This is a genomic window from Azospirillum lipoferum 4B, assembly GCF_000283655.1.
Lineage (GTDB): Bacteria > Pseudomonadota > Alphaproteobacteria > Azospirillales > Azospirillaceae > Azospirillum > Azospirillum lipoferum_C.
Window position 1 is genome coordinate 291,026 of record NC_016585.1, and the last position, 18,403, is coordinate 309,428.

General features: G+C 67.7%; 20 protein-coding genes, 1 tRNA gene and 1 riboswitch. Of the genes, 9 read left to right on the top strand and 12 right to left on the bottom strand.

Going from position 1 to position 18,403, the window contains the following annotated elements; genetic code table 11:
* Positions 1 to 29: 29 nt before the first annotated feature.
* Positions 30 to 266, bottom strand: a complete 237-nt coding sequence (locus tag AZOLI_RS15055) for a hypothetical protein (RefSeq protein ID WP_014188024.1) — start codon at positions 264 to 266, stop codon at positions 30 to 32.
* 296 nt (positions 267 to 562) lie between these two features.
* On the opposite strand from AZOLI_RS15055, the gene AZOLI_RS15060 reads away from it, so the two are divergent.
* Positions 563 to 655: transfer RNA gene (locus tag AZOLI_RS15060), tRNA-Ser, on the top strand.
* Positions 656 to 996: 341 nt separating this feature from the next.
* Here AZOLI_RS15060 and AZOLI_RS15065 read toward each other — a convergent pair.
* Genes AZOLI_RS15065 through AZOLI_RS15080 form a run of 5 tightly spaced genes read right to left on the bottom strand, consistent with a single transcriptional unit; the run spans position 997 to position 4,401 of the window.
* Positions 997 to 1,917 (bottom strand): metal ABC transporter substrate-binding protein, encoded by a 921-nt coding sequence (locus AZOLI_RS15065; protein ID WP_014188025.1) that lies wholly within the window; start codon positions 1,915 to 1,917, stop codon positions 997 to 999.
* 32 nt (positions 1,918 to 1,949) lie between these two features.
* Positions 1,950 to 2,834: a metal ABC transporter permease gene (locus AZOLI_RS15070; RefSeq protein WP_014188026.1), complete on the bottom strand. Its 885-nt coding sequence runs from the start codon at positions 2,832 to 2,834 to the stop codon at positions 1,950 to 1,952.
* On the bottom strand, positions 2,831 to 3,601 hold the full coding sequence (locus tag AZOLI_RS15075; protein WP_014188027.1) for a metal ABC transporter ATP-binding protein: 771 nt from the start codon (positions 3,599 to 3,601) through the stop codon (positions 2,831 to 2,833). Before AZOLI_RS15075 ends, AZOLI_RS15070 begins: the two co-directional genes overlap by 4 nt.
* Position 3,602: 1 nt before the next feature.
* Positions 3,603 to 3,728, bottom strand: coding sequence for a hypothetical protein (locus AZOLI_RS33640; RefSeq protein WP_275451543.1), 126 nt, complete (start codon positions 3,726 to 3,728; stop codon positions 3,603 to 3,605).
* A complete protein-coding gene (locus tag AZOLI_RS15080) occupies positions 3,715 to 4,401 on the bottom strand; it encodes a DUF1826 domain-containing protein (protein ID WP_014188028.1) in 687 nt (228 codons plus the stop codon). Before AZOLI_RS15080 ends, AZOLI_RS33640 begins: the two co-directional genes overlap by 14 nt.
* Before the next feature lie 153 nt (positions 4,402 to 4,554).
* Positions 4,555 to 4,782: riboswitch (cobalamin riboswitch) on the top strand.
* 283 nt (positions 4,783 to 5,065) lie between these two features.
* On the opposite strand from AZOLI_RS15080, the gene AZOLI_RS33645 reads away from it, so the two are divergent.
* Positions 5,066 to 5,194, top strand: a complete 129-nt coding sequence (locus tag AZOLI_RS33645) for a hypothetical protein (protein ID WP_275451545.1) — start codon at positions 5,066 to 5,068, stop codon at positions 5,192 to 5,194.
* Positions 5,195 to 5,326: 132 nt separating this feature from the next.
* Positions 5,327 to 5,722, top strand: coding sequence for a DUF1636 domain-containing protein (locus AZOLI_RS15085; RefSeq protein ID WP_014188030.1), 396 nt, complete (start codon positions 5,327 to 5,329; stop codon positions 5,720 to 5,722).
* Between the two features lie 19 nt (positions 5,723 to 5,741).
* Here the strand turns inward: AZOLI_RS15085 and AZOLI_RS15090 are convergent, their stop codons facing one another.
* Positions 5,742 to 6,041, bottom strand: coding sequence for a cupin domain-containing protein (locus tag AZOLI_RS15090; RefSeq protein ID WP_014188031.1), 300 nt, complete (start codon positions 6,039 to 6,041; stop codon positions 5,742 to 5,744).
* Between the two features lie 178 nt (positions 6,042 to 6,219).
* Positions 6,220 to 7,527 (bottom strand): oxalate/formate MFS antiporter, encoded by a 1,308-nt coding sequence (gene oxlT / locus AZOLI_RS15095; protein WP_014188032.1) that lies wholly within the window; start codon positions 7,525 to 7,527, stop codon positions 6,220 to 6,222.
* Between the two features lie 351 nt (positions 7,528 to 7,878).
* On the opposite strand from oxlT (AZOLI_RS15095), the gene AZOLI_RS15100 reads away from it, so the two are divergent.
* Entirely contained in the window at positions 7,879 to 8,520 is a 642-nt protein-coding gene (locus tag AZOLI_RS15100) for a thiamine phosphate synthase (protein WP_014188033.1), read from the top strand.
* A 162-nt stretch (positions 8,521 to 8,682) separates the two neighbouring features.
* The gene (locus tag AZOLI_RS15105) at positions 8,683 to 9,372 is read left to right on the top strand and encodes a GntR family transcriptional regulator (protein WP_014188034.1); all 690 of its coding nucleotides are present in this window, start codon (positions 8,683 to 8,685) and stop codon (positions 9,370 to 9,372) included.
* Positions 9,373 to 9,408: 36 nt separating this feature from the next.
* Here the strand turns inward: AZOLI_RS15105 and pyk are convergent, their stop codons facing one another.
* Entirely contained in the window at positions 9,409 to 10,875 is a 1,467-nt protein-coding gene (gene pyk / locus AZOLI_RS15110; protein ID WP_014188035.1) for a pyruvate kinase, read from the bottom strand.
* Between the two features lie 499 nt (positions 10,876 to 11,374).
* Here pyk and AZOLI_RS31225 point away from each other — a divergent pair, with 499 nt between their 5' ends.
* Positions 11,375 to 11,950, top strand: coding sequence for an NAD(P)-binding domain-containing protein (locus AZOLI_RS31225; protein WP_014188036.1), 576 nt, complete (start codon positions 11,375 to 11,377; stop codon positions 11,948 to 11,950).
* Positions 11,951 to 11,958: 8 nt separating this feature from the next.
* Positions 11,959 to 13,659: a pyruvate, phosphate dikinase gene (locus AZOLI_RS15120; RefSeq protein ID WP_244442583.1), complete on the top strand. Its 1,701-nt coding sequence runs from the start codon at positions 11,959 to 11,961 to the stop codon at positions 13,657 to 13,659.
* Between the two features lie 206 nt (positions 13,660 to 13,865).
* Here the strand turns inward: AZOLI_RS15120 and AZOLI_RS15125 are convergent, their stop codons facing one another.
* Together AZOLI_RS15125 and AZOLI_RS15130 are read right to left on the bottom strand one after the other, a co-directional pair.
* A complete protein-coding gene (locus AZOLI_RS15125) occupies positions 13,866 to 14,795 on the bottom strand; it encodes a histone deacetylase family protein (RefSeq protein WP_014188037.1) in 930 nt (309 codons plus the stop codon).
* Between the two features lie 71 nt (positions 14,796 to 14,866).
* The gene (locus tag AZOLI_RS15130; protein ID WP_014188038.1) at positions 14,867 to 15,322 is read right to left on the bottom strand and encodes a CBS domain-containing protein; all 456 of its coding nucleotides are present in this window, start codon (positions 15,320 to 15,322) and stop codon (positions 14,867 to 14,869) included.
* A 379-nt stretch (positions 15,323 to 15,701) separates the two neighbouring features.
* Here AZOLI_RS15130 and AZOLI_RS15135 point away from each other — a divergent pair, with 379 nt between their 5' ends.
* Positions 15,702 to 15,917 carry a hypothetical protein gene (locus AZOLI_RS15135; RefSeq protein ID WP_014188039.1) on the top strand — a complete coding sequence of 72 codons (216 nt, stop codon included), beginning with the start codon at positions 15,702 to 15,704 and terminating at the stop codon, positions 15,915 to 15,917.
* Between the two features lie 85 nt (positions 15,918 to 16,002).
* On the opposite strand, the gene AZOLI_RS15140 is transcribed toward AZOLI_RS15135, so the two are convergent.
* Entirely contained in the window at positions 16,003 to 16,446 is a 444-nt protein-coding gene (locus AZOLI_RS15140; RefSeq protein ID WP_014188040.1) for a GNAT family N-acetyltransferase, read from the bottom strand.
* 525 nt (positions 16,447 to 16,971) lie between these two features.
* Between AZOLI_RS15140 and oxlT (AZOLI_RS15145) the strand changes: the two genes are divergently transcribed.
* Positions 16,972 to 18,276: an oxalate/formate MFS antiporter gene (gene oxlT / locus AZOLI_RS15145; protein WP_014188041.1), complete on the top strand. Its 1,305-nt coding sequence runs from the start codon at positions 16,972 to 16,974 to the stop codon at positions 18,274 to 18,276.
* Positions 18,277 to 18,403: the final 127 nt, after the last annotated feature.

The window sequence follows — 18,403 nt, forward strand, 5'->3', positions numbered from 1 at the left end:
AAAGTCCGGTGGCCGGACGGGGAGACGGATCAGGCGACGTGCAGCTCGTGGAACTGGAGATGCTTGGGCCGGCGGCCGCGGCGCTTGGGAGCCGCGAAATTGGCGAGCGCCCCGTTCTCGCCGCGCAGTTCGGCATTCAGTTCCTGAACGCACCGCTGCAGCAGTTCCTTTTCCCGCTGGTCTTCGCGGTCGGTGATCTCCAGGCAGCTCAGCTTGATCTCGACGAGGTCGATCAGCGTTTCGGCGCAACGGCGTGACAGGGTCATCGAATCCTCCACGGCATCGGGGTGCGGCGTCACTGTCCTGTGGGGCGGGCCTTTCGGAATCGACCTCGCACGACGGAGTTGAGCGTCACCCAGGCTTCCTGTTGGGTTTTTTGTTGCTCATGGTCGCATCATAACCGACGACCGTTAAAAAGTACCTAAAATTTTATACAGATTTGTCCCTTCCTATCGTTTTTCGGGAAAAGCGGATTTTGGCCTCCGTAAGCGTTGACAAGGCTACGGCTGGCCATTAGAAACCTCCCCACGCCAGCGGTGCCCCACGGGACACCGCACTGGCTGGAGGGGTGGCCGAGTGGCTGAAGGCAACGGTTTGCTAAACCGTCATAGGGTTTAAAGCCCTATCGTGGGTTCGAATCCCATCCCCTCCGCCATCTTGGCACTCGCGCCGCTTCGCCGCGCATCAAGAAGTCAGACAAAATCAACGCTCCCGACGACGCAGCAATACCTCTGCGGCTCGTCGTCGAACGCCGGGATGCGCGTTTCAATGATGGGGCCGTTGATGGGTAGCGGTCCCGCCCATCATGTCGACCGGCTTTGCACACCCGCACCTGTCATCCGGCCCCCATCAAAGTCCCTACTGAATCGCGGCGTAGAACTGCAGCGATAGGCCGCTGGACCCACAGCCCCAACCGGCGCCGTGACATCGGCCGTGACAGGGGCCGAACGGAGCCGGACGGGACGGGGACAATCCTCACCCCGTCCCACCGCACCGTCAGGACGCGGGCGCCAGCGCCTTGGTGAACTGACTCAGATTGTGGCGCATCATGTCGATGTAGGTCGCGGCCGGCCCGTCCGCCGGCGACAGCGCGTCGGAATAGACCCGGCCGCCGATGCGCGCACCGGTCTCCCGTCCGATCTGCTCCAGCAGGCGCGGGTCGGCGATGGTCTCGACGAAGACGGCCTTGATCTTCTCCTTCTTGATCTGGCGGATCAGCCTGGCGATGTCGCCGGCCGACGCCTCCGCTTCGGTCGACATGCCGACGGGGGCGAGGAAGGTCACGCCGTAGGCCTTGCCGTAATAGCCGAAGGCATCGTGCGAGGTGACGATCTTGCGGTCCTTGCGTGGGATCGGTTTCAGCGCGGCCTTGATCTCCGCCTCCACCGCGTCGAGCTTGGCCTTGTAGGCGGCATGGTTCGCCCGCAGGGTGTCGGCCTTGGCCGGAGCCACCGCGACCAGACCTTTCAGGATGTTGTCGGCGTAGATTTTGGCGTTGGCGACCGACTGCCAGGCATGCGGATCGTGGGCGTGGCCGTGACCATGCTCCTCGTGCCCCGCCTCGTCATGCTCCTCCTCGCCGGCGATGGGCTTGACGCCGGTGCTGGTGACGGTCACCGGTCCCTTGTAGCCGGAGGCCTTGACCAGCCGGTCGATCCAGCCCTCCATCCCCAGACCGTTGACGACGACGAGGTTGGCGGTTCCGAGCGCACGGGCGTCGGCGGGGGTCGGCTCGTAGACATGGGCGTCGCCGTCGGGGCCGACCAGGGTCGTCACCGCGACCTCGTCGCCGCCGATCTGGCGGACCATGTCGCCGAGGATGGTGAAGGTGGCGACCACCTTCACCGGTTCGGCCAGCGCGGGAAGCGCGAGCAGCGCCAGCGCCGCCGTCAGCGAAACGGCGAATATGCGTTTCATCGGGGAGTTCTCCTTGGATGGGGCCATGGACATCAGGCCTCCAGATGCCGGCCGGGAAACCAGCGTGTGCGCAGGCTGCCGATGGGACCCATCGTCAGGGACAGCAGATAGCCGGCCCCGGCGGCCAGGACGATGGACGGTCCCGACGGCAGGTTGAGGTGGAAGGACAGCAGCAGCCCGCCGATGCCCGACGCGAAGGCCAGCGCCATGGCGGTCAGCGCCAGCGTGGCGATCCCCTCGGCCCAGAAGCGGGCGGAGGCGGCCGGCAGCATCATCAGCCCCACGGCCATCAGCGTTCCGAGCGCCTGGAAACCGCCGACGAGGTTGAGGACGACCAGCACCAGAAAAAGCAGGTGGCACAGCGCGCCCAGCCGCCCTCCCGTGCCGCCGACCGTGCGCAGGAAGCCGGGGTCGAAGCATTCCACCACGAGCGGGCGGTAGAGCAGAGCCAGCGTCAGCAGAGTGACGGTCGCGATGCCGGCGACCAGCAGCAGACCGGCGTCGTCCACCGCCAGGATGGTGCCGAACAGCACATGCATCAGGTCGACGTTGCTGCCGCGCAGCGAGACGATCAGCACGCCGCCGGCCAGCGAGATCAGATAGAAGGCGGCGAAGCTGGCATCCTCGCGCAAGGCGGTGACCCGCGACACCAGCCCGGCGAGCAGCGCCACCGCCAGCCCGGCGAGAAAGCCGCCGATGCTCATCGCCCACAAGGACAGGCCGGCGGCGAGAAAGCCGATGGCGGCGCCGGGTAGCACGGCGTGGGACATGGCGTCGCCCATCAGGCTCATCCGCCGCAACACCAGAAGAACCCCCACCGGGCCGCAACCGAGGGACAGGGCCAGGCAGGCGGCCAACGCGCGGCGCATGAAGGCGAATTCCAGGAAGGGGCCGACCGCGAAGTCGTAAAGGGTCATGGCGCGGACCTCCGGCAGAGGGCGGCCTTGTCATCCCAGGATTCCGCCATGGCGCGGGCGCGGATGAGGTTGGCGGGGGCCAGCGCATCGGCGGTGCTGCCCCAGGCGACCGGCTCGCGCGCCAGCAGAAGCGTGTCGGGAAAATGGCTGCGGACCTGCTCCAGGTCATGCAGCACGGCGACCACGGTGCGTCTTTCGCCATGCCAGCGGCGCACGACATCGAGCAGGTCGGCGGTCGTCCTGGCGTCGATGGCGGTGAAGGGCTCGTCGAGCAGGATCAGGCGGGCATCCTGCAGCAGCAGGCGGGCGAACAGCACGCGCTGGAACTGGCCGGCCGACAGGGCGGCGATCGGGCGCCGTTCGAAGCCGGACAGGCCGACCGCGGCCAGCGCCTCTTCCGCCTGCCGCATCAATGCGCGCCCGATGGACCGGAAAAGCCCGACCCGCCGCCAATGTCCAAGCAGGACGGTGTCGAGCACGTCGATGGGAAAATCGCGTTCGATCTCGGCCTGCTGGGGCAGATAGGCAATGTCGGCGGCGGTCAGGCCATGCAGCGTCACCCGGCCGTCGAGCGGGCGCAAGGCGCCGACCATCGCCTTGAGCAAGGTGCTCTTGCCGGCGCCGTTCGGGCCGACCACGGCGGTAAGCGAGCCGTCCCGGAAGCCGCCGCTCAGGTGGTGAACCGCCGGGTGCCGCCGGTATCCCAGGGTAAGGTCGGTCAGGCGGATGAGCGGCGGCGCCATCGCATCGGGATTGAAGAACGTCATGTCAGATCGTCCAGTCCAGCGCCCAGAAGACGGCCAGCCAGAGGAGGGCGCAGAGGAGGGCGGCCACGGCGACCCGTGCCGGTGCGGAGGCGGCCAACGGCGAGCGCGGGCGGTCAATGGTCGTCATGGTCGAGGCAGAGCAGCAGACGCGGCGCGCCGGACGGGTCGGCGGGGGGCGAACGGTGGACGAGACCCCGCCCCCGGTTGCCGGGCCACTCCTCGCCTTTCAACAGTGCGACGTGACCGGCGCGAAGCGTGCGGAGATGGCGGGGGTCCGGCAGCACGGCATCGTTGTCGCCCCGGCCCAGGGCGGAGCGGATGACGGCCCCGTTCGGCAGCCAGTGCGTTCCGCTCCCCTGGTAGGTGCAGAGCAGACGCAGGCCGACATGGTCGACATGGAAGAACCGGCAACCGTCATCGGCCACGCTGTCGAGCCGCAGCCGGATCGCCGGGCATCCGACGATGTCGGTGTAGACCTGCACCAGGCGGACGATGTCGCGGAGCAGCGGCCCATCGATCCAGCGGGAGGGCAGGGCCGCGGCCAGATCCTCCGCCGCATCCTCTGCCGTGGTGGCGAGACGGAAGGACGGACGGTCGACCGTTCCCAGCCTTGCGCATTGGGCGGCAATTCCGGCCGGCAGACGGCGTTGCCACACGGCCAGAGTCACGCCGGACCGGAGAATTGCGGACAGCGCGCCGGATGTGCGGCACAGGGCGACGTGACCATCCCCTTCCCGTCGCTGGGGATGGGGCGTTGTCACGGGAGCCAGGGAGTGGGAAAGGCTGCTCATGCGGTCCATGGGGATCAGTGTCTCGCATACGTTATGTTATATCATAACGTGATAGACAAGAGCGCTTTTGTGCGGCCGATCCCGGCGGCGAGAACCGGCATCCCGACCGGTCCGCATGGCCCGAACGGCCGGCGGTTGACAGGGCCGCGGCCTGCCTCTATCACCACAGGCATTGTCGGCGGTTCTCCCAGGTGCAAGCCGGGAGATTAAAAGGGAACGACGGAAGCGACAGGCGTCCAGGCCTGATGCAAGCCGTGGCTGTCCCCGCAACTGTGAGCGGCGAGTCGGTGCCAACGAGCCACTGACCGGAGATCCATGGATCCCGGTCGGGAAGGCGGTGCCGGATGACGACCCGCGAGCCAGGAGACCTGCCTCCGACAGCGTCACTCTGCCTTCGATCGGGGTGTGTCGAAGGTGCGGAAACCCGTCGTGGTGACGCGTCCATTGGCGTTGCCGCGGCCGGAGTCCGGGATGATCGATCCTCCCTGAAGCATGTCGCGGGTGAATGGTTCTCCAGGCGCGGGTTCTCGCGTCGTGGCGTCCGTTCGGCAACGCCCGTTCAATGGCTCCGGTCTCCGGGGCCGGCATGGATGTGTGGCCCCGGACGGGTGGCTTTGCGGCCGCACCGCTTGTCCGAACCCGCCTCCATGCCTGCAGCAGGACGTGGCAGAGCATGCAGACAAGCCGTTCCATCAAGCATTTGCGCCTGCGGTTCGCCCCGGTCGGCTTTGCGTCCGGTCTCGGGGTTGCGGCCGCCGCGCCGGACCGCTCGGCCTATGCCGGCCTGTCCGCGCGCGTCTGACCCGCCATTTCCGGGAGATTCCAATCCATGAGCAGCGCTTCCTCCGCGCCCTTCGCCGTGACGCGGGCCGCCGACATCCCGGTGGTGCTTCCCCAATGTCCAACCATGATCCAGTCCGGAGACTGACCAGCCATGTCCATCGAGGTGATCGTTTGCGAAACCTGCCGGCAGCCCGGAACCGGGTCCGGCACCGGACCTGCGGCGGAGCCGGAGACCGGGTGGACCGGAGCGATGTTCGCCGCCCTGCTCGAGGGGGTTCTCGCCTCCGCCGGCGCCGACGAGGTCCGTGTCGGCACCATGCGCTGCCTGATGAGCTGCCGCCGCCCCTGCGTCGTCCACATCCGTTCGCCGGGGCGCATGGGCTATGTTCTCGGCGATCTGCCGCCCGAGCGGTCGGCCGTCGAAGCGCTCGTCGGCTATCTGCGGGCCTATGGCGCGACCGACAGCGGGGTCGTTGCGTACAGGGACTGGCCGGAGGGCGTCAAAGGGCGCTTCGTCGCCCGGATTCCCGCGCCCCCCGACCGATAAGGCGCTTGCCCGGCCGGCTTCAGCCTTCCTGGAGCAGTTCGACCTCGACGAACACGATGTCCGCGGTGCCGTTGTTGAGGACATTGTGGCTGACGCCGGCCTTGCGGAAGTAGGACCGTCCCGGCTCCAAGGGGAACTGCCGCTCCGATCCGTCCGGATCCATTATGGTGAAGGCACCCGAGGTGATGGGCACGATCACATAGTCATAGCCATGGACATGGGCACCGGTCTCGGCTCCCGGCACCAGACGCCATTCGGTGACACGGGTGCGTTCGCCTTCGACATGCGTCACCGAAACGGCCTGTGGGCGCGTGCTCATCGCATTCCTCATCCATCGTTCGAACCTGTCCGTGGAGCGTAGCACGCAAAGCCTTGAAATGCCGGAAGGAAAGCCGTGCGGCACCTTGGCCCGCCGCACCGCTTCCATCGGTGATTCCTTGCCGTCCGATCCGGCCCCAAGGGCAGATGCGCCGGAACAGGCGTCCTTCCGGCTGCGGTCAGTCGGCCAGCCGGGTGGTCAGGCGCGGTGCCGTGCCGGTGGCGGCGGCGATGTAGCGGGCGCGCCGCGGCTTCAGGACGAACAGGGCGAGGAAGGCGGCCAGCGCATTGACGATGGCGACGCTGTAGAAGACGGTCTGCCAGCTGCCGGTCGCCTCGACCATCAGGTTGCCGATGGGGACCAGCAGGGCCGCCGTGCCCTTGGCGGTATAGAGCAGCCCGGCATTGGTCGCGGCGAAGCGCGAGCCGAAGGTATCGCCGCAGCAGGCCGGAAACAGGCTGAAGATCTCCCCCCAGGCGAAGAAGACGAGGCCGGTCAGGATGACGAAGGCCAGCGGGTCGGCGCCATAGGCGCTGAGCGCCATCACGCCCGCTGCTTCGATGGCGAAGGCGATGAACATGGTGTTCTCGCGGCCGATATGGTCGGACACCCAGCCGAAGAACGGCCGCGTGATGCCGTTCATCACCCGGTCGATGGACAGGGCGAAGGTCAGGGCCGGCAGGGTCAGGCCCAGCATGCTGACCGGCGCATCGACCAGACCCATGTCGGCGGCGATGGGGCCGAGCTGCGCCGTCACCATCAGCCCGCCGGCGGCGACCATGGTGAACATGGCGTACATGATCCAGAAGACGGGGGTGCGCAGCATCTCCTGCGGGGTGAAGTGGCGGCGCTCGGCCGCGGCGGTCGCGGTGCCGCGGGCATAGCCCGACATCGGTGGGTCGGCCAGGAACCAGGCCAGCACCAGGATCACCAGCCCCTGGCCCAGCCCGAAGACCATGAAGGTCTGTTCGAAGCCGGAGGTCTCGATCATGGTGGCGATCGGCACCACGGTGAGGGCGGAGCCGGCGCCGAAGCCGGCGGCGGTCAGGCCGGCGGCAAGGCCGCGGCGGTCGGGAAACCATTTCAGGGCGTTGCCGACGCAGGTGCCATAGACGCCGCCGGCGCCGATGCCGCCGATCACTGCGGCGAGATAGAGCAGAGTCAGCGAATCCGCCACCGCGTTCAGCGCCCAGGACAGGGCGCACAGAACGCCGCCGACCACCACGACGATGCGCGGACCGAATTTGTCGACGAACCATCCCTCCACCGGCACCAGCCAGGTTTCGGTGACGATGAAGATGGTGAAGGCCACCTGGATCGCGGTGCGACCCCAGCCATGCTTGTCGTCGATCGGCTCGACGAACAGGGTCCAGCCATATTGCAGGTTGGCGATCATCGACATGCAGACGATGCCGATGGCCAGCTGCATCCAGCGCCCGCCCCAGGGCGCGACCTGGGCGGTGTTGCCGTGCATCTCACGCACCATGTGTTTCCTCCCCGTTTTCACCCGACAAGACCTGTTCGGACGTCCGGACCTTTTGCTTTTTCGTGGCTTTGCCGTGCGCTTTTTGGTGTCTGGTCCGGAGAAGGCCATGGGACGGGGCGGCTCGGTGACAACTTATAGTTGCTGGCATGCCAAATGCCCCATGCCCGCCTTAACGATCATCAGTTTGACGAACAGTGTCAATACAAAGCATTTTGCCGCGCCGCGGCGATCCGCTTTTTATCCAGCGGATTCCGTCAGATTTCCGCGGATCGGAAAACTCCGGATCCGGAATCCGGCCGAATTGGCTAAGCCTTGCGATCGTGCTCGGCCGAATTGGAGGGAGTTGGACCTATGCCCGTGCCCGTGCCGCCGCTGCTGGCGATCACCGACCGGCACCTCTCAACCCTGCCGCTGCCGGAGCTGGCGGACCGCCTCTTCGCGTCCGGCTTGCGCTGGCTGTCCTTGCGCGACAAGGACTTGGCCGATGCCGACCGTCTGGCTCTGGCCCGCGTGCTGCTCCAGCGGGCGCGGCCCCGGGGGGCCAGGATCACCCTGCACGGGGACGCGGCGCTGGCGGCGGAAGCGGGGGTGGACGGGGTGCATCTGCCGACAGGCTCCGACCCGGCGGCGGCGCGTGCGCTGCTGGGACCGGCGGCATTGATCGGGCTGTCCGGGCACGACTCGGACGGTGCCGATCTGGTGGAGCGGGCGCGCGGGCAGGTCGACTATCTCACCCTGTCGCCGGTCTTCCCGTCGGCCAGCAAGCCGGGCTATGGGCCGTGTCTCGGCATCTCGGGGTTGCGGCGATGGGCGGGGCGGGGAGTGCCCGTGGTTGCGCTGGGGGGAATCGACGGGGTGCAGGCGGTGGCGGATTGCCTTGCCGCCGGTGCCGCCGGGGTGGCGGTGATGGGGCTGGCGATGCGCGATCCGCAGGCGCTGGGGCCGCTGCTTGCGGTGGCGGCGGGCAGAACCGCGCCGTCGCGCCCCGGTTGAAATCAGGCGGGCTTCCGCCGCGCCCCCCTGGACATTTCAGCGCCTTGCAAGCATCTGGTATGTAGGATACGAAAACACCGAAGGACCAGCGCCCGCGCCTGATCGGCCGGAGCCTGACCGGGCGCGCCGCAACAGCCGGCGAGACATAAGGACATCCATTTCATGACCGTTCCCGCTCTCAACGTTCAGCCCCTCGACACCGGAACGACCTTCCGCAGTCAGGTCTATCACGCGCTGAAGCAGGCGATCACGGAGATGGACATCTACGACCACGACCGCGAGATCCGGCTGGACGAGCGGCAGCTCAGCGACAAGCTCGGCGTCAGCCGCACTCCCATCCGCGAGGCGCTGACCCTGCTGGAGCAGGAGGGCTTCATCCGCCTGCAGCCGCGCCGCGGCATCTTCGTGGTGCGCAAGACCAAGACCGAGATCATCGAGATGATCCAGGTCTGGGCGGCGCTGGAGAGCATGGCAGCCCGCATGGCCGCCGAGCACGCCCCGGCGGCGGAAATCCACAAGCTGTGGGATCTGTTCGGCAGCTTCGAGCAGCGCAGCCCGAAGGATCATGTCAGCGAATATTCCGACGCCAACATCGCCTTCCACAAGAGCATCATCCAGCTGAGCGGGTCGAAGCTGATCCAGGACGTCACCGACAACCTGTTCATCCACATGCGGGCGATCCGCAAGCTGACCATCGGCCAGGAGGACCGGGCCGAACGCTCGATCCACGACCACCGCGCCATCATCAAGGCCCTGGAGGAGCGCAACGCCGACCTCGCCGAACGGCTGGTACGCGAGCACACCATGGGTCTGGCCGCGCATGTGCAGAAGCACTGCGATTTTCTGGAGTGAAGGGGGGTAGGTCCTCGCTGATTGCCCCCACCATCCTCACGCCACCACCACCTCCCTCTGCACCGCCTCCGCCATTGGCGCATCCTCCCCGCCGATGGTCACCACCCGCAGGGCGTTGGTCTTGCCCGGCGTGCCGAACGGAACGCCCGCGGTCACCACCAGCGACTGGCCCGGCCGGCCGATCCCGGCATCCGCCGCGGCGGTCAGCGCGCGACCGACCATCTCCGTGAAATTCGCCACGTCGTCGGTCAGCACCGCATGGACGCCCCAGGCCAGCGACAGCCGCCGCGCCGTCGCATGCTGCGCGCTGAGGCCGAGGATCGGCACGCCGGGCCGTTCGCGCGAGGCGCGCAGCGTGGTCGAGCCGGTGGTGGTGTAGGTGACGATGGCGGCGGCGCTGATGGTCTCCGCCACCTGGCGGGCGGCGGCGGTCAGCGCGTCGGGGGCGGTCGCCTCCGGGCTCGGGTGGTCGGCGTCCATGATGCGGCGGTAGAGCGGGTCGCCCTCCACCCGGCGGACGATGCGCTCCATCATCGCCACGGCCTCCACCGGATAGCGGCCGGAGGCCGATTCGGCGGACAGCATCACCGCATCGGCCCCGTCATAGACAGCATTGGCGACGTCCGACGCCTCGGCGCGGGTCGGGGTCGGTTCCGACACCATGGATTCCAGCATCTGGGTGGCGACGATCACCGGCTTGCCCATGGCACGGCTGAGGCGGATCATCTGCTTCTGCAGGCCCGGCACGTCTTCCGGCGGCAACTCGACGCCCAGGTCGCCGCGCGCCACCATCACCGCGTCGGAGAGCTCGATGATGCGGTCCAGCGTCGGCAGGGCCGCCGGTTTCTCGATCTTGGTCATCACATGGGCGCGCCCGCCGATCAGCTCGCGCGCCTCCAGGATGTCCTCCGGCCGCTGGACGAAGCTGAGGCCGATCCAGTCCACCCCCAGCTCCAGCCCGAAGGCGAGGTCGCTGCGGTCCTTCTCCGACAGCGCGCTAAGCGCCAGCGCGGCCCCCGGCACATTGACGCCCTTGCGGTCGGACAGGGTGCCGCCGGCCACCACCTCCGTCTCCGCGAAGTCGGGGCCGCAGTCCAGGACGCGCAGCCGGATTCGCCCGTCGTTCAGCAGCAGGTCCAACCCCGGCTCCAGGCTGGCGAACACCTCTGCATGGGGCAGGCAGACGCGGCGGCTGTCGCCCGGCCGGCGGTCCAGATCCAGGCGGAAGCGGTCGCCGATGGCGAGATCCACCGGCCCGACGCCGAAGGTCCCGACCCGCAGCTTCGGCCCCTGGAGGTCGAGCAGCACGCCGATCGGCCGGCCCAGCCGCTCCTCGGCGGCGCGGATGCGGGCGTAGCGCTCGGCATGTTCGGCCTGGGTGCCGTGGCTGGCGTTCAGGCGGAAGACGTTCACGCCGGCCTGGGCCAGGGCGGCGATCTGGCTTTCCGACGAACTGGCGGGACCCAGCGTGGCGACGATCTTGGTGCTGCGGTGAAACGGCATGACGACAGCCTTCCTCCGCCCGGCCCTCGACGCGGAGGGGCGGGACTGGCGAATAATGACGCGCTGAATGGCGATGATGGCGGGATGCTGGAAGGGATAGGCCGGACGGTCAAACGCCGCCCCTCCTGTATTCCGCATCGTGAGAGTGGTTCCTCCCGCCGCGCATGGACGGGCGAAGGGCCGGGCATCGGCGGCTGGTCTATGCCACGCGGATGACCCTGCTACGGCCGGAGATCAGTTGCCGCCGCCGATTCTGCCACGGCTGGTTGAGACGGCGGCCGGTCCGGTCTGGCGGATACCGGCGGCATGCGGCTTTTTGCCACTGGAGACATCGGCCGAACATGTTAGGCTCGGGTAAGAATAGGCAAGCTTAGGCGGGTTTCCGCGATGTGAAAATTGCGCGATGGTCCTGTTGTGCGATGCGATGCGCGCAACGAAGCTCTCCTTCGACACCCTGCCGTCCAATAGGGCGTTGGGGAGGAAGCGGGAGGATCGCGGAATGGATATCGGGTTCATCGGGGGTGGGGAGGTGGCCGATGCGATCATGGACAGGCTGCGGGAGGTGGGGCACCGGCTCCATCGCCATCCCCACGCCCATGGTTGCCGGTCGCTCCGCGCCCTTGTCCAGCGGTGCGACGCCGTGATGCTGCTGCTGCCCGATGCCAGCGCCGTGGAAAGGGCGCTGTTCGCCGACGACGGCCTTGCCGCAGGTCTGTCCGGTGGTGAACTGCTGATCGACCTGTCCTCCCTGTCGCCGGAACAGGCTGCGGCCAACGCCGCCCGCATCGCGGAACTGGGTGGGCAACTGGTCGATGCACCGGTCAGCGGCGGCGCGAAGGGGTACAGAATCGACCTTGGCGGCAGCGATGCGGCCTGCGCGTGGGCGGAATCGCTGCTGCGGCTGTTTACCTCCACAGTCGAGCGGGCCGGTGGTCCAGGGGCTGGGCAGCGGGCCCGTCTGGCGCGGAGCGCAGGGCGGACTGCCGACCGGACCGGCGACGATCCGGATGGGCTGCACCGGTTGCTGTGCCTGATGGCCTTCGACGAGGCCGATTGTGCGTTGAGCGCGGGATGACCAGAGCCATGATGTCCGACATTACCGCCACCCGCCTTCCCACCCCGGCCATAGCCGTGCCCCACCGCGCGCGCCAGCCGGAGGTGATCGTCCCCTTCGGTGCCGGGTTCTCCCGAAGGGCGGATGTGGATCGCCTGGGCAACAAGGGCGCCCGGCTGGTGGAGATGGCCGGGTTCGGCATTCCGGTGCCGCCGGGCTTCATCATCGCGGCAGAGGCCGGGCAGGGGCTGGCCGCCGGGGAGCCGCTGCCGGCCGTCCTGTGTGCCGCCATCGACGAGGCGATCGCGTCGCTGGAGGACCGGGCGGGCGGGCGCTTCGGCGATGCCGGCCGGCCGCTTCTGCTGTCGGTCCGCTCAGGCGCGGCGGTGTCGATGCCCGGCATGATGGACAGCATCCTGAACCTGGGGCTCAACGACCGCACGGTGGCGGGGCTGACGGCGGCATCGGGGGATGCCTGCTTCGCCCATGACTGCTATCGGCGGCTGGTCCAGTCCTTCGGCTGCGTCGTCATGGGCGTGCCCGGCCAGCGTTTCGAGGATCTGCTGGAGGAGCACAAGCAGGAGCGGGGGCTCCAGCGCGACGGCGAGTTGACGGCGGAGGACTGGCAGGGCCTGCTGCCGCGCTTCCTGCAGCTGGTGGAGACGCGCTGCGGCCGGCCTTTCCCGCAGGATCCGGCGGAACAGCTGCGGATGGCCGTGGCGGCGGTTTTCCGCTCCTGGATGAATCCGCGGGCCGTGGCCTTCCGCGCCCTGCATGGCATCCCGGAGGATATGGGCACGGCGGTGACGGTTCAGGCGATGGTGTTCGGCAACCGCGGGCAGGATTCCGGCACCGGCGTGCTGTTCACCCGCGATCCCTCCACCGGCGCCCCCGGCCTGTGCGGCGAGTTCCTTGCCAATGCGCAAGGGGAGGACGTGGTGTCCGGCACCCGCGATCCCGATCCGCTCAGCGCCGCCCAACCGCAACCGGACCGCTCGATGGAACTCCGGCAGCCGGCGGTCTTCGCCGAGCTGTGCGCGGTGGCGGAGCGGCTGGAGCGCGCCTTCGGCGACATGCAGGACATCGAATTCACGGTCGAGTCCGGCCGTCTGTTCATCCTGCAGTCCCGCAGCGGCAAGCGGTCGTCCGAAGCCGCCGTGCGCATCGCCGTCGACATGGCGGAGGAGGGGATCATCAGCCGGGACGAGGCGGTGCGCCGCGTCGATCCCCAGGCGCTGGACGAACTGCTGCGCCCCACCCTGGCGCCCGAGGCGCTGGCCGGCGCGCTCGCCATGGGACTGCCGGCCTCGCCCGGCGCGGTGACCGGCCGGGCCGCCTTCACGACCGAGGACGCCATTCGTCTGGCCCGCGGCGGCGCACCGGTGGTGCTGTGCCGGCCGGAAACCTCGCCGGAGGACATCCACGGCATGCATGCCGCGGCCGGTGTCGTCACCGCGCGCGGCGGCTTCACCAGCCACGCCGCCACCGTCGCCCGCGGCATGGGCCGTCCCTGCGTCTGCGGCGCCCGCACCCTGCGGATCGATGTCGAGGCGGGTGTGATGCAGGTGGGCGAGGTGACGGTCCGCACCGGCGACCTGCTGACCATCGACGGCAGCAACGGGGCGGTGGTGCTGGGCACGGCCCCCTTGCAACGGCCAGAGCCGGATGGCGCCGTCGCGCGCCTGCTGGAATGGGCGCGTGACTGCAGGGTGGGGCTCGCGGCGGATTGAGAGTTGTGGGGTGTGGGGGAGTTAACCCCCCACCTAACCTCCCCCACTCTCAGCGGACCTACGGTCCGCCTGCCGCGTCAGCACAAAGCGGAGCTTTGTGCGAGAGCTGGGTGGGGGAGGGACTGCCGCCACTCTTTCGCATCAGCCCTTGTTCCCTCCCCCGCCCAGCGGGGGAGGGTCAGGGTGGGGGTCTAACCCCCCAAATCTCACCCCCGCATCAATGCCTTCAGATGCGCCGCACACCCCTCCGCCAGACCGGTCGCGTCATAGCCGCCTTCCAGCGCCGAAACGACACGTCCGCCGCAGACCCGGTCGGCGAGATCGACCAGCTTGCGGGTCACCCACTCGAAATCCTCGTTCGTAAGTCCGAGTTGGGCCAGCGGGTCGCGCTTGTGCGCGTCGAAGCCGGCCGAGATCAGCAGCAATTCGGGCTGGAATGCCTCCAGCGCCGGCAGGATCGCGCGCTCCACCGCCTGGCGGAACTCGACGGAGCCGCTGTAGGGTTCCAGCGGCAGGTTCAGGATGTTGCCGTCCACCCCGCGTTCCCACGAATTGCCGGTGCCGGGATAGAGCGGCGACTGATGGGTGGAGGCGAAGAACAGGTCGGGATCGTCGGCGAACATCGCCTGGGTGCCGTTGCCGTGATGGACGTCGAAATCGACCACGGCGACGCGCGTCAGCCCATGGATCTTGCGGGCATGTTCCGCCCCGACCGCGATGTTGTTGAAGACGCAGAAGCCCATGGCGCGGGCCGGTTCGGCATGGTGGCCGCAGGGGCGCACGGCACAGAAGGCGTTCGTCGCCTCACCGGCCAGCACCGCATCGACCGCGGCGCAGACCGAGCCCGCCGCGCGCAGGATGGCTCCGCGCGACCCCGGCGACAGCAGCGTGTCGCCGTCCAGCCGGCGATATCCCTCGTCGGGCACCGCGGCCAGAACCGCCTCCACATACTGGCGGTCATGGACGCGCGACAGCTGATCCACATCGGCCTTGGGGGCGGACCGGCGCTCCAACGCGCGGAACTCCGGCCGGTCGAGGACCTGCCAGACGACGGCCAGCCGGTCCGGGGCCTCCGGATGGCCGGGGCCGGTGTCGTGGGCGAAGCAGTCGTGATGGGTGAAGATCAGGGTGGTCACGGGGCAGCCTCTCCCATGGGAAAGGCGCCGCCGGCCTCGGTGGGCGGCGGCGCCGGGTTCGGGGCGGTGGATCAGTGGGCGTAGGCGGTGCCCGCCGACGGCTCCGGCGCCGCGGCGACCGTGCCTTCCAGCTCCTGCAACTGCAGGCGGGTGAAGTCGCGGGCGCTGACGACGCCGACCAGATGGCCGTCCTCCAGAACCGGAAGATGCCTGATATGATGCCGGTCCATCAGCTGCAGGGCCTGCCGGACGCTGTCGGACGGGGCGCAGGTCACCGGCTGGCGGGTCATCAGCTGCGACACCGGCATGGACAGCAGCGGCGCCCCCCGGTCCAGCAGGGCGTGGACGATGTCACGCTCCGACAGGACGCCGGCCAGCGTGTTGCCTTCGGTCCGGCAGACGTCCTTGACGACCAGGGCGCTGATGTTCTCAGCCTTCATCAGGCCGATGGCTTCGGCGACCGTGGCGCTGGTCCGCACGGCGACGACGCGGGATTCCTTGGTGCGCAGGATATGTTCGACGTTCATGGCGTGGCTCCTGTCGGCTGGCGGCTGAACGGCTGATGGGGCGGCGGGGCGCTGAGATCGCACCACGCTATGAATATGGTATGCCAAATACAGTACGCCAATCAAACAATTTCGTCTGCCAATCGGGAATGGCGGAGCCCATCGAGGCTCAAGCTGTTGGATCCATTGCGCGAAGGGATCAGAGCGATAAAGTTGGCTATGCGGTATGTTTGCTATGCATGCAAATGGATGAGTGCATGCGGTATGCGCATGACCGGTATCATGTACTTTGTATACCAAAAAACTTGATCCGCCTTCTGCGGCGCGCCATAACACTCCGGCCAAGCCGAAGCCGTTCAATCAAAAAAAGCACCCCACCGAGACACATGGAGCGATGAACATGTTGGAAATCCTGGTTCTGGCGCTTGTGCTGTCCGTCTTCGGCGGCACGGTCCATTACATCCTGTCGATGCAGGTCGCCAATGCCGGCAAGTCGCAGCGCGATTTCTCCGCGGCGCCGCTTCGCCTCGCCAACCCGACCGAGGCCGACCTGAAGGAACAGGAAGACGAACTGCCGCCGGGTCCGTCCTGGGCCAGCTTCCCGCGCGCCTTCTGAGCAACGCCTTTCTGCACCCGCAACAGCGGCATCACAAAAAGACGGCCTCCTCAGGCCGTCTTTTTGTTTGTGTGCCTGCGCTGTCTCAGGCGAGCGGCAGCACCAGCTGGAAGCTTTTGATGGTCATGCGCTTGCGGTGATAGAAGCGGTGGGCTTCGCCGCGCTGGATGCCGGAGATGATCTCCATCTGGGCGCAGCCGCGTTCCCGCGCCTCGTTGGCCAGCCAGTCGAACAGCTTGTCGCCCAGCCCGTAGGACCGCTTGGCGGCGCTGGTCACCAGATCCTCGACATACATGTAACGACCGCGCGACAGCGTCTCGTGCACGCGGAAGCCGCCGCAGCCGGCGATCTCGCCGTCCAACCGCAGCAGGGCGAGGTTGTAGCCGTCGTCCATCTGCCGGCGGATCTGCGCGCGGTAGGCGTCGGCGTCGGTCATGTGGGTCCGCAGCTCCTTCATGACCGGGTAGCTGGCTGCGATATCGGCATCGTCCCGCGCCACGGCGATCTCGATGTTCTGCTGCTGGTCCATGGCGGTCGACTCCTTATCAAAATGGGTTCTGCCGGGAAGGGCCTGAGCGTCGGCCCCTGAGGCCGGGTTCTGAGAGCGTGCTCTCGGAACAGGTTCGGCCGGTGACCTTCAGGGCTCGTCCACCGCCGACGCTGGCATACCATATGCCAATGCGTCCGTTGCCCAAAGGCAGGCAGCGCCGCTTTCCGCGTGGCGGAAAATTCGTATGCCGAAGCCGCATACCAGCCGCCCCGAATGCGGGGAACGGAAACAGTTCGCGTGACCGACTAGCTACTTGTCTGCTGCTCGGCATCTGGTATACCATATTGATAATTCCAGACCGAACCCAGGACCGCATCGGTCTGGCGGGGGGCAAAAAACCGCCCCCGAAAGCAGTGGAGTGCCCCGAGGCCGCATCCTCGCCGCACGGCCACCGACAGCAAAGAACCGCGTCAGAACTCTGAAGCGTCAAACAAACGCTCAAGCATCAAAACAGAAGCGACGCCCGAACCGGCACAAAACCGCTTCCTAGGAGGAGATAGATAGATGCAGCATACGAATTCGGAGGCGCATGGCGCACCGCTCGGCGGCCGCTGGATGCAGTTGGTCATCGGCGTGATCTGCATGTCGATGATCGCCAACCTGCAATATGGCTGGACGCTGTTCGTAAACCCCATCGAAGAAAAGTATCACTGGGGTCGTGCCGCCATTCAGGTCGCCTTCACCATCTTCGTCGTGACCGAAACCTGGCTGGTCCCCGTCGAAGGCTGGTTCGTCGATAAATTTGGACCCCGCATCGTCGTTCTGATCGGCGGCATTCTGTGCGCGCTGGCCTGGGCCATCAACTCGGTCGCCGACTCGCTGGCACTCCTCTATCTGGGTGCGGCCATCGGTGGCATCGGCGCCGGCGGCGTCTATGGCACCTGCGTCGGCAACGCGCTGAAATGGTTCCCCGACCGCCGCGGTCTCGCCGCCGGCCTGACCGCAGCCGGCTTCGGCGCCGGCTCCGCGCTGACCGTGGTGCCGATCGCCAACATGATCCAGACCTCGGGCTTCGAGCAGACCTTCCTGGTGTTCGGTCTGGGCCAGGGCCTGATCGTCTTCGCGCTGGCCTGGTTCCTGAAGGAGCCGAACCCGGACCTGCTGCCGAAGAACAAGTCCAACATCGTGCAGAGCCGCCGCAACTACACCCCGCAGGAGACGCTGAAGTCGCCGGTCTTCTGGGTGATGTACCTGATGTTCGTCATGGTTGCCGCCGGCGGCCTGATGGCCACGGCCCAGCTCGGTCCGATCGCCAAGGACTTCCACCTCGACGGCATGCCGGTCAGCATCATGGGCCTGACCCTGCCGGCCCTGACCTTCGCGCTCACCATCGACCGTGTGCTGAACGGCGTGACCCGTCCCTTCTTCGGCTGGGTGTCCGACCATATCGGCCGCGAGAACACCATGTTCGTTGCCTTCGCCATCGAAGCCGTCGGCATCCTGGCGCTGAACCAGTGGGGCCATCATCCGGTCGCCTTCGTTGTCCTGACCGGTCTGGTGTTCTTCGCCTGGGGCGAGATCTACAGCCTGTTTCCGTCCTGCTGCGCCGACAGCTTCGGGTCGAAGTTCGCGACGACCAACGCCGGCCTGCTCTACACCGCCAAGGGCACGGCGTCGCTGGTGGTTCCCTTCGCCAACGTGATCGTGGCTTCCACCGGCAGCTGGCAGACGGTCTTCTTCTTCGCCGCCGCGGTCAACGCCATCGCCGCCTTCATGGCCCTGTTCGTCCTGAAGCCGATGCGCGCCCGCCAGATCGCCGAGGACACCCGCCAGCCGATGGGCAAGCTGGTGACCGAGGGTGCCGACTGAATGGGGGGAGCCTGCCGTGGCCGACCGGGGGGCCAGCCACGGCAGGGCTTAGAGATTGTCTGGCCGCCGGAGTGCAAACCGGCTGCGAAACAAACCGGCGTCGGGGCCACCGCATTGGTCCCGGCGT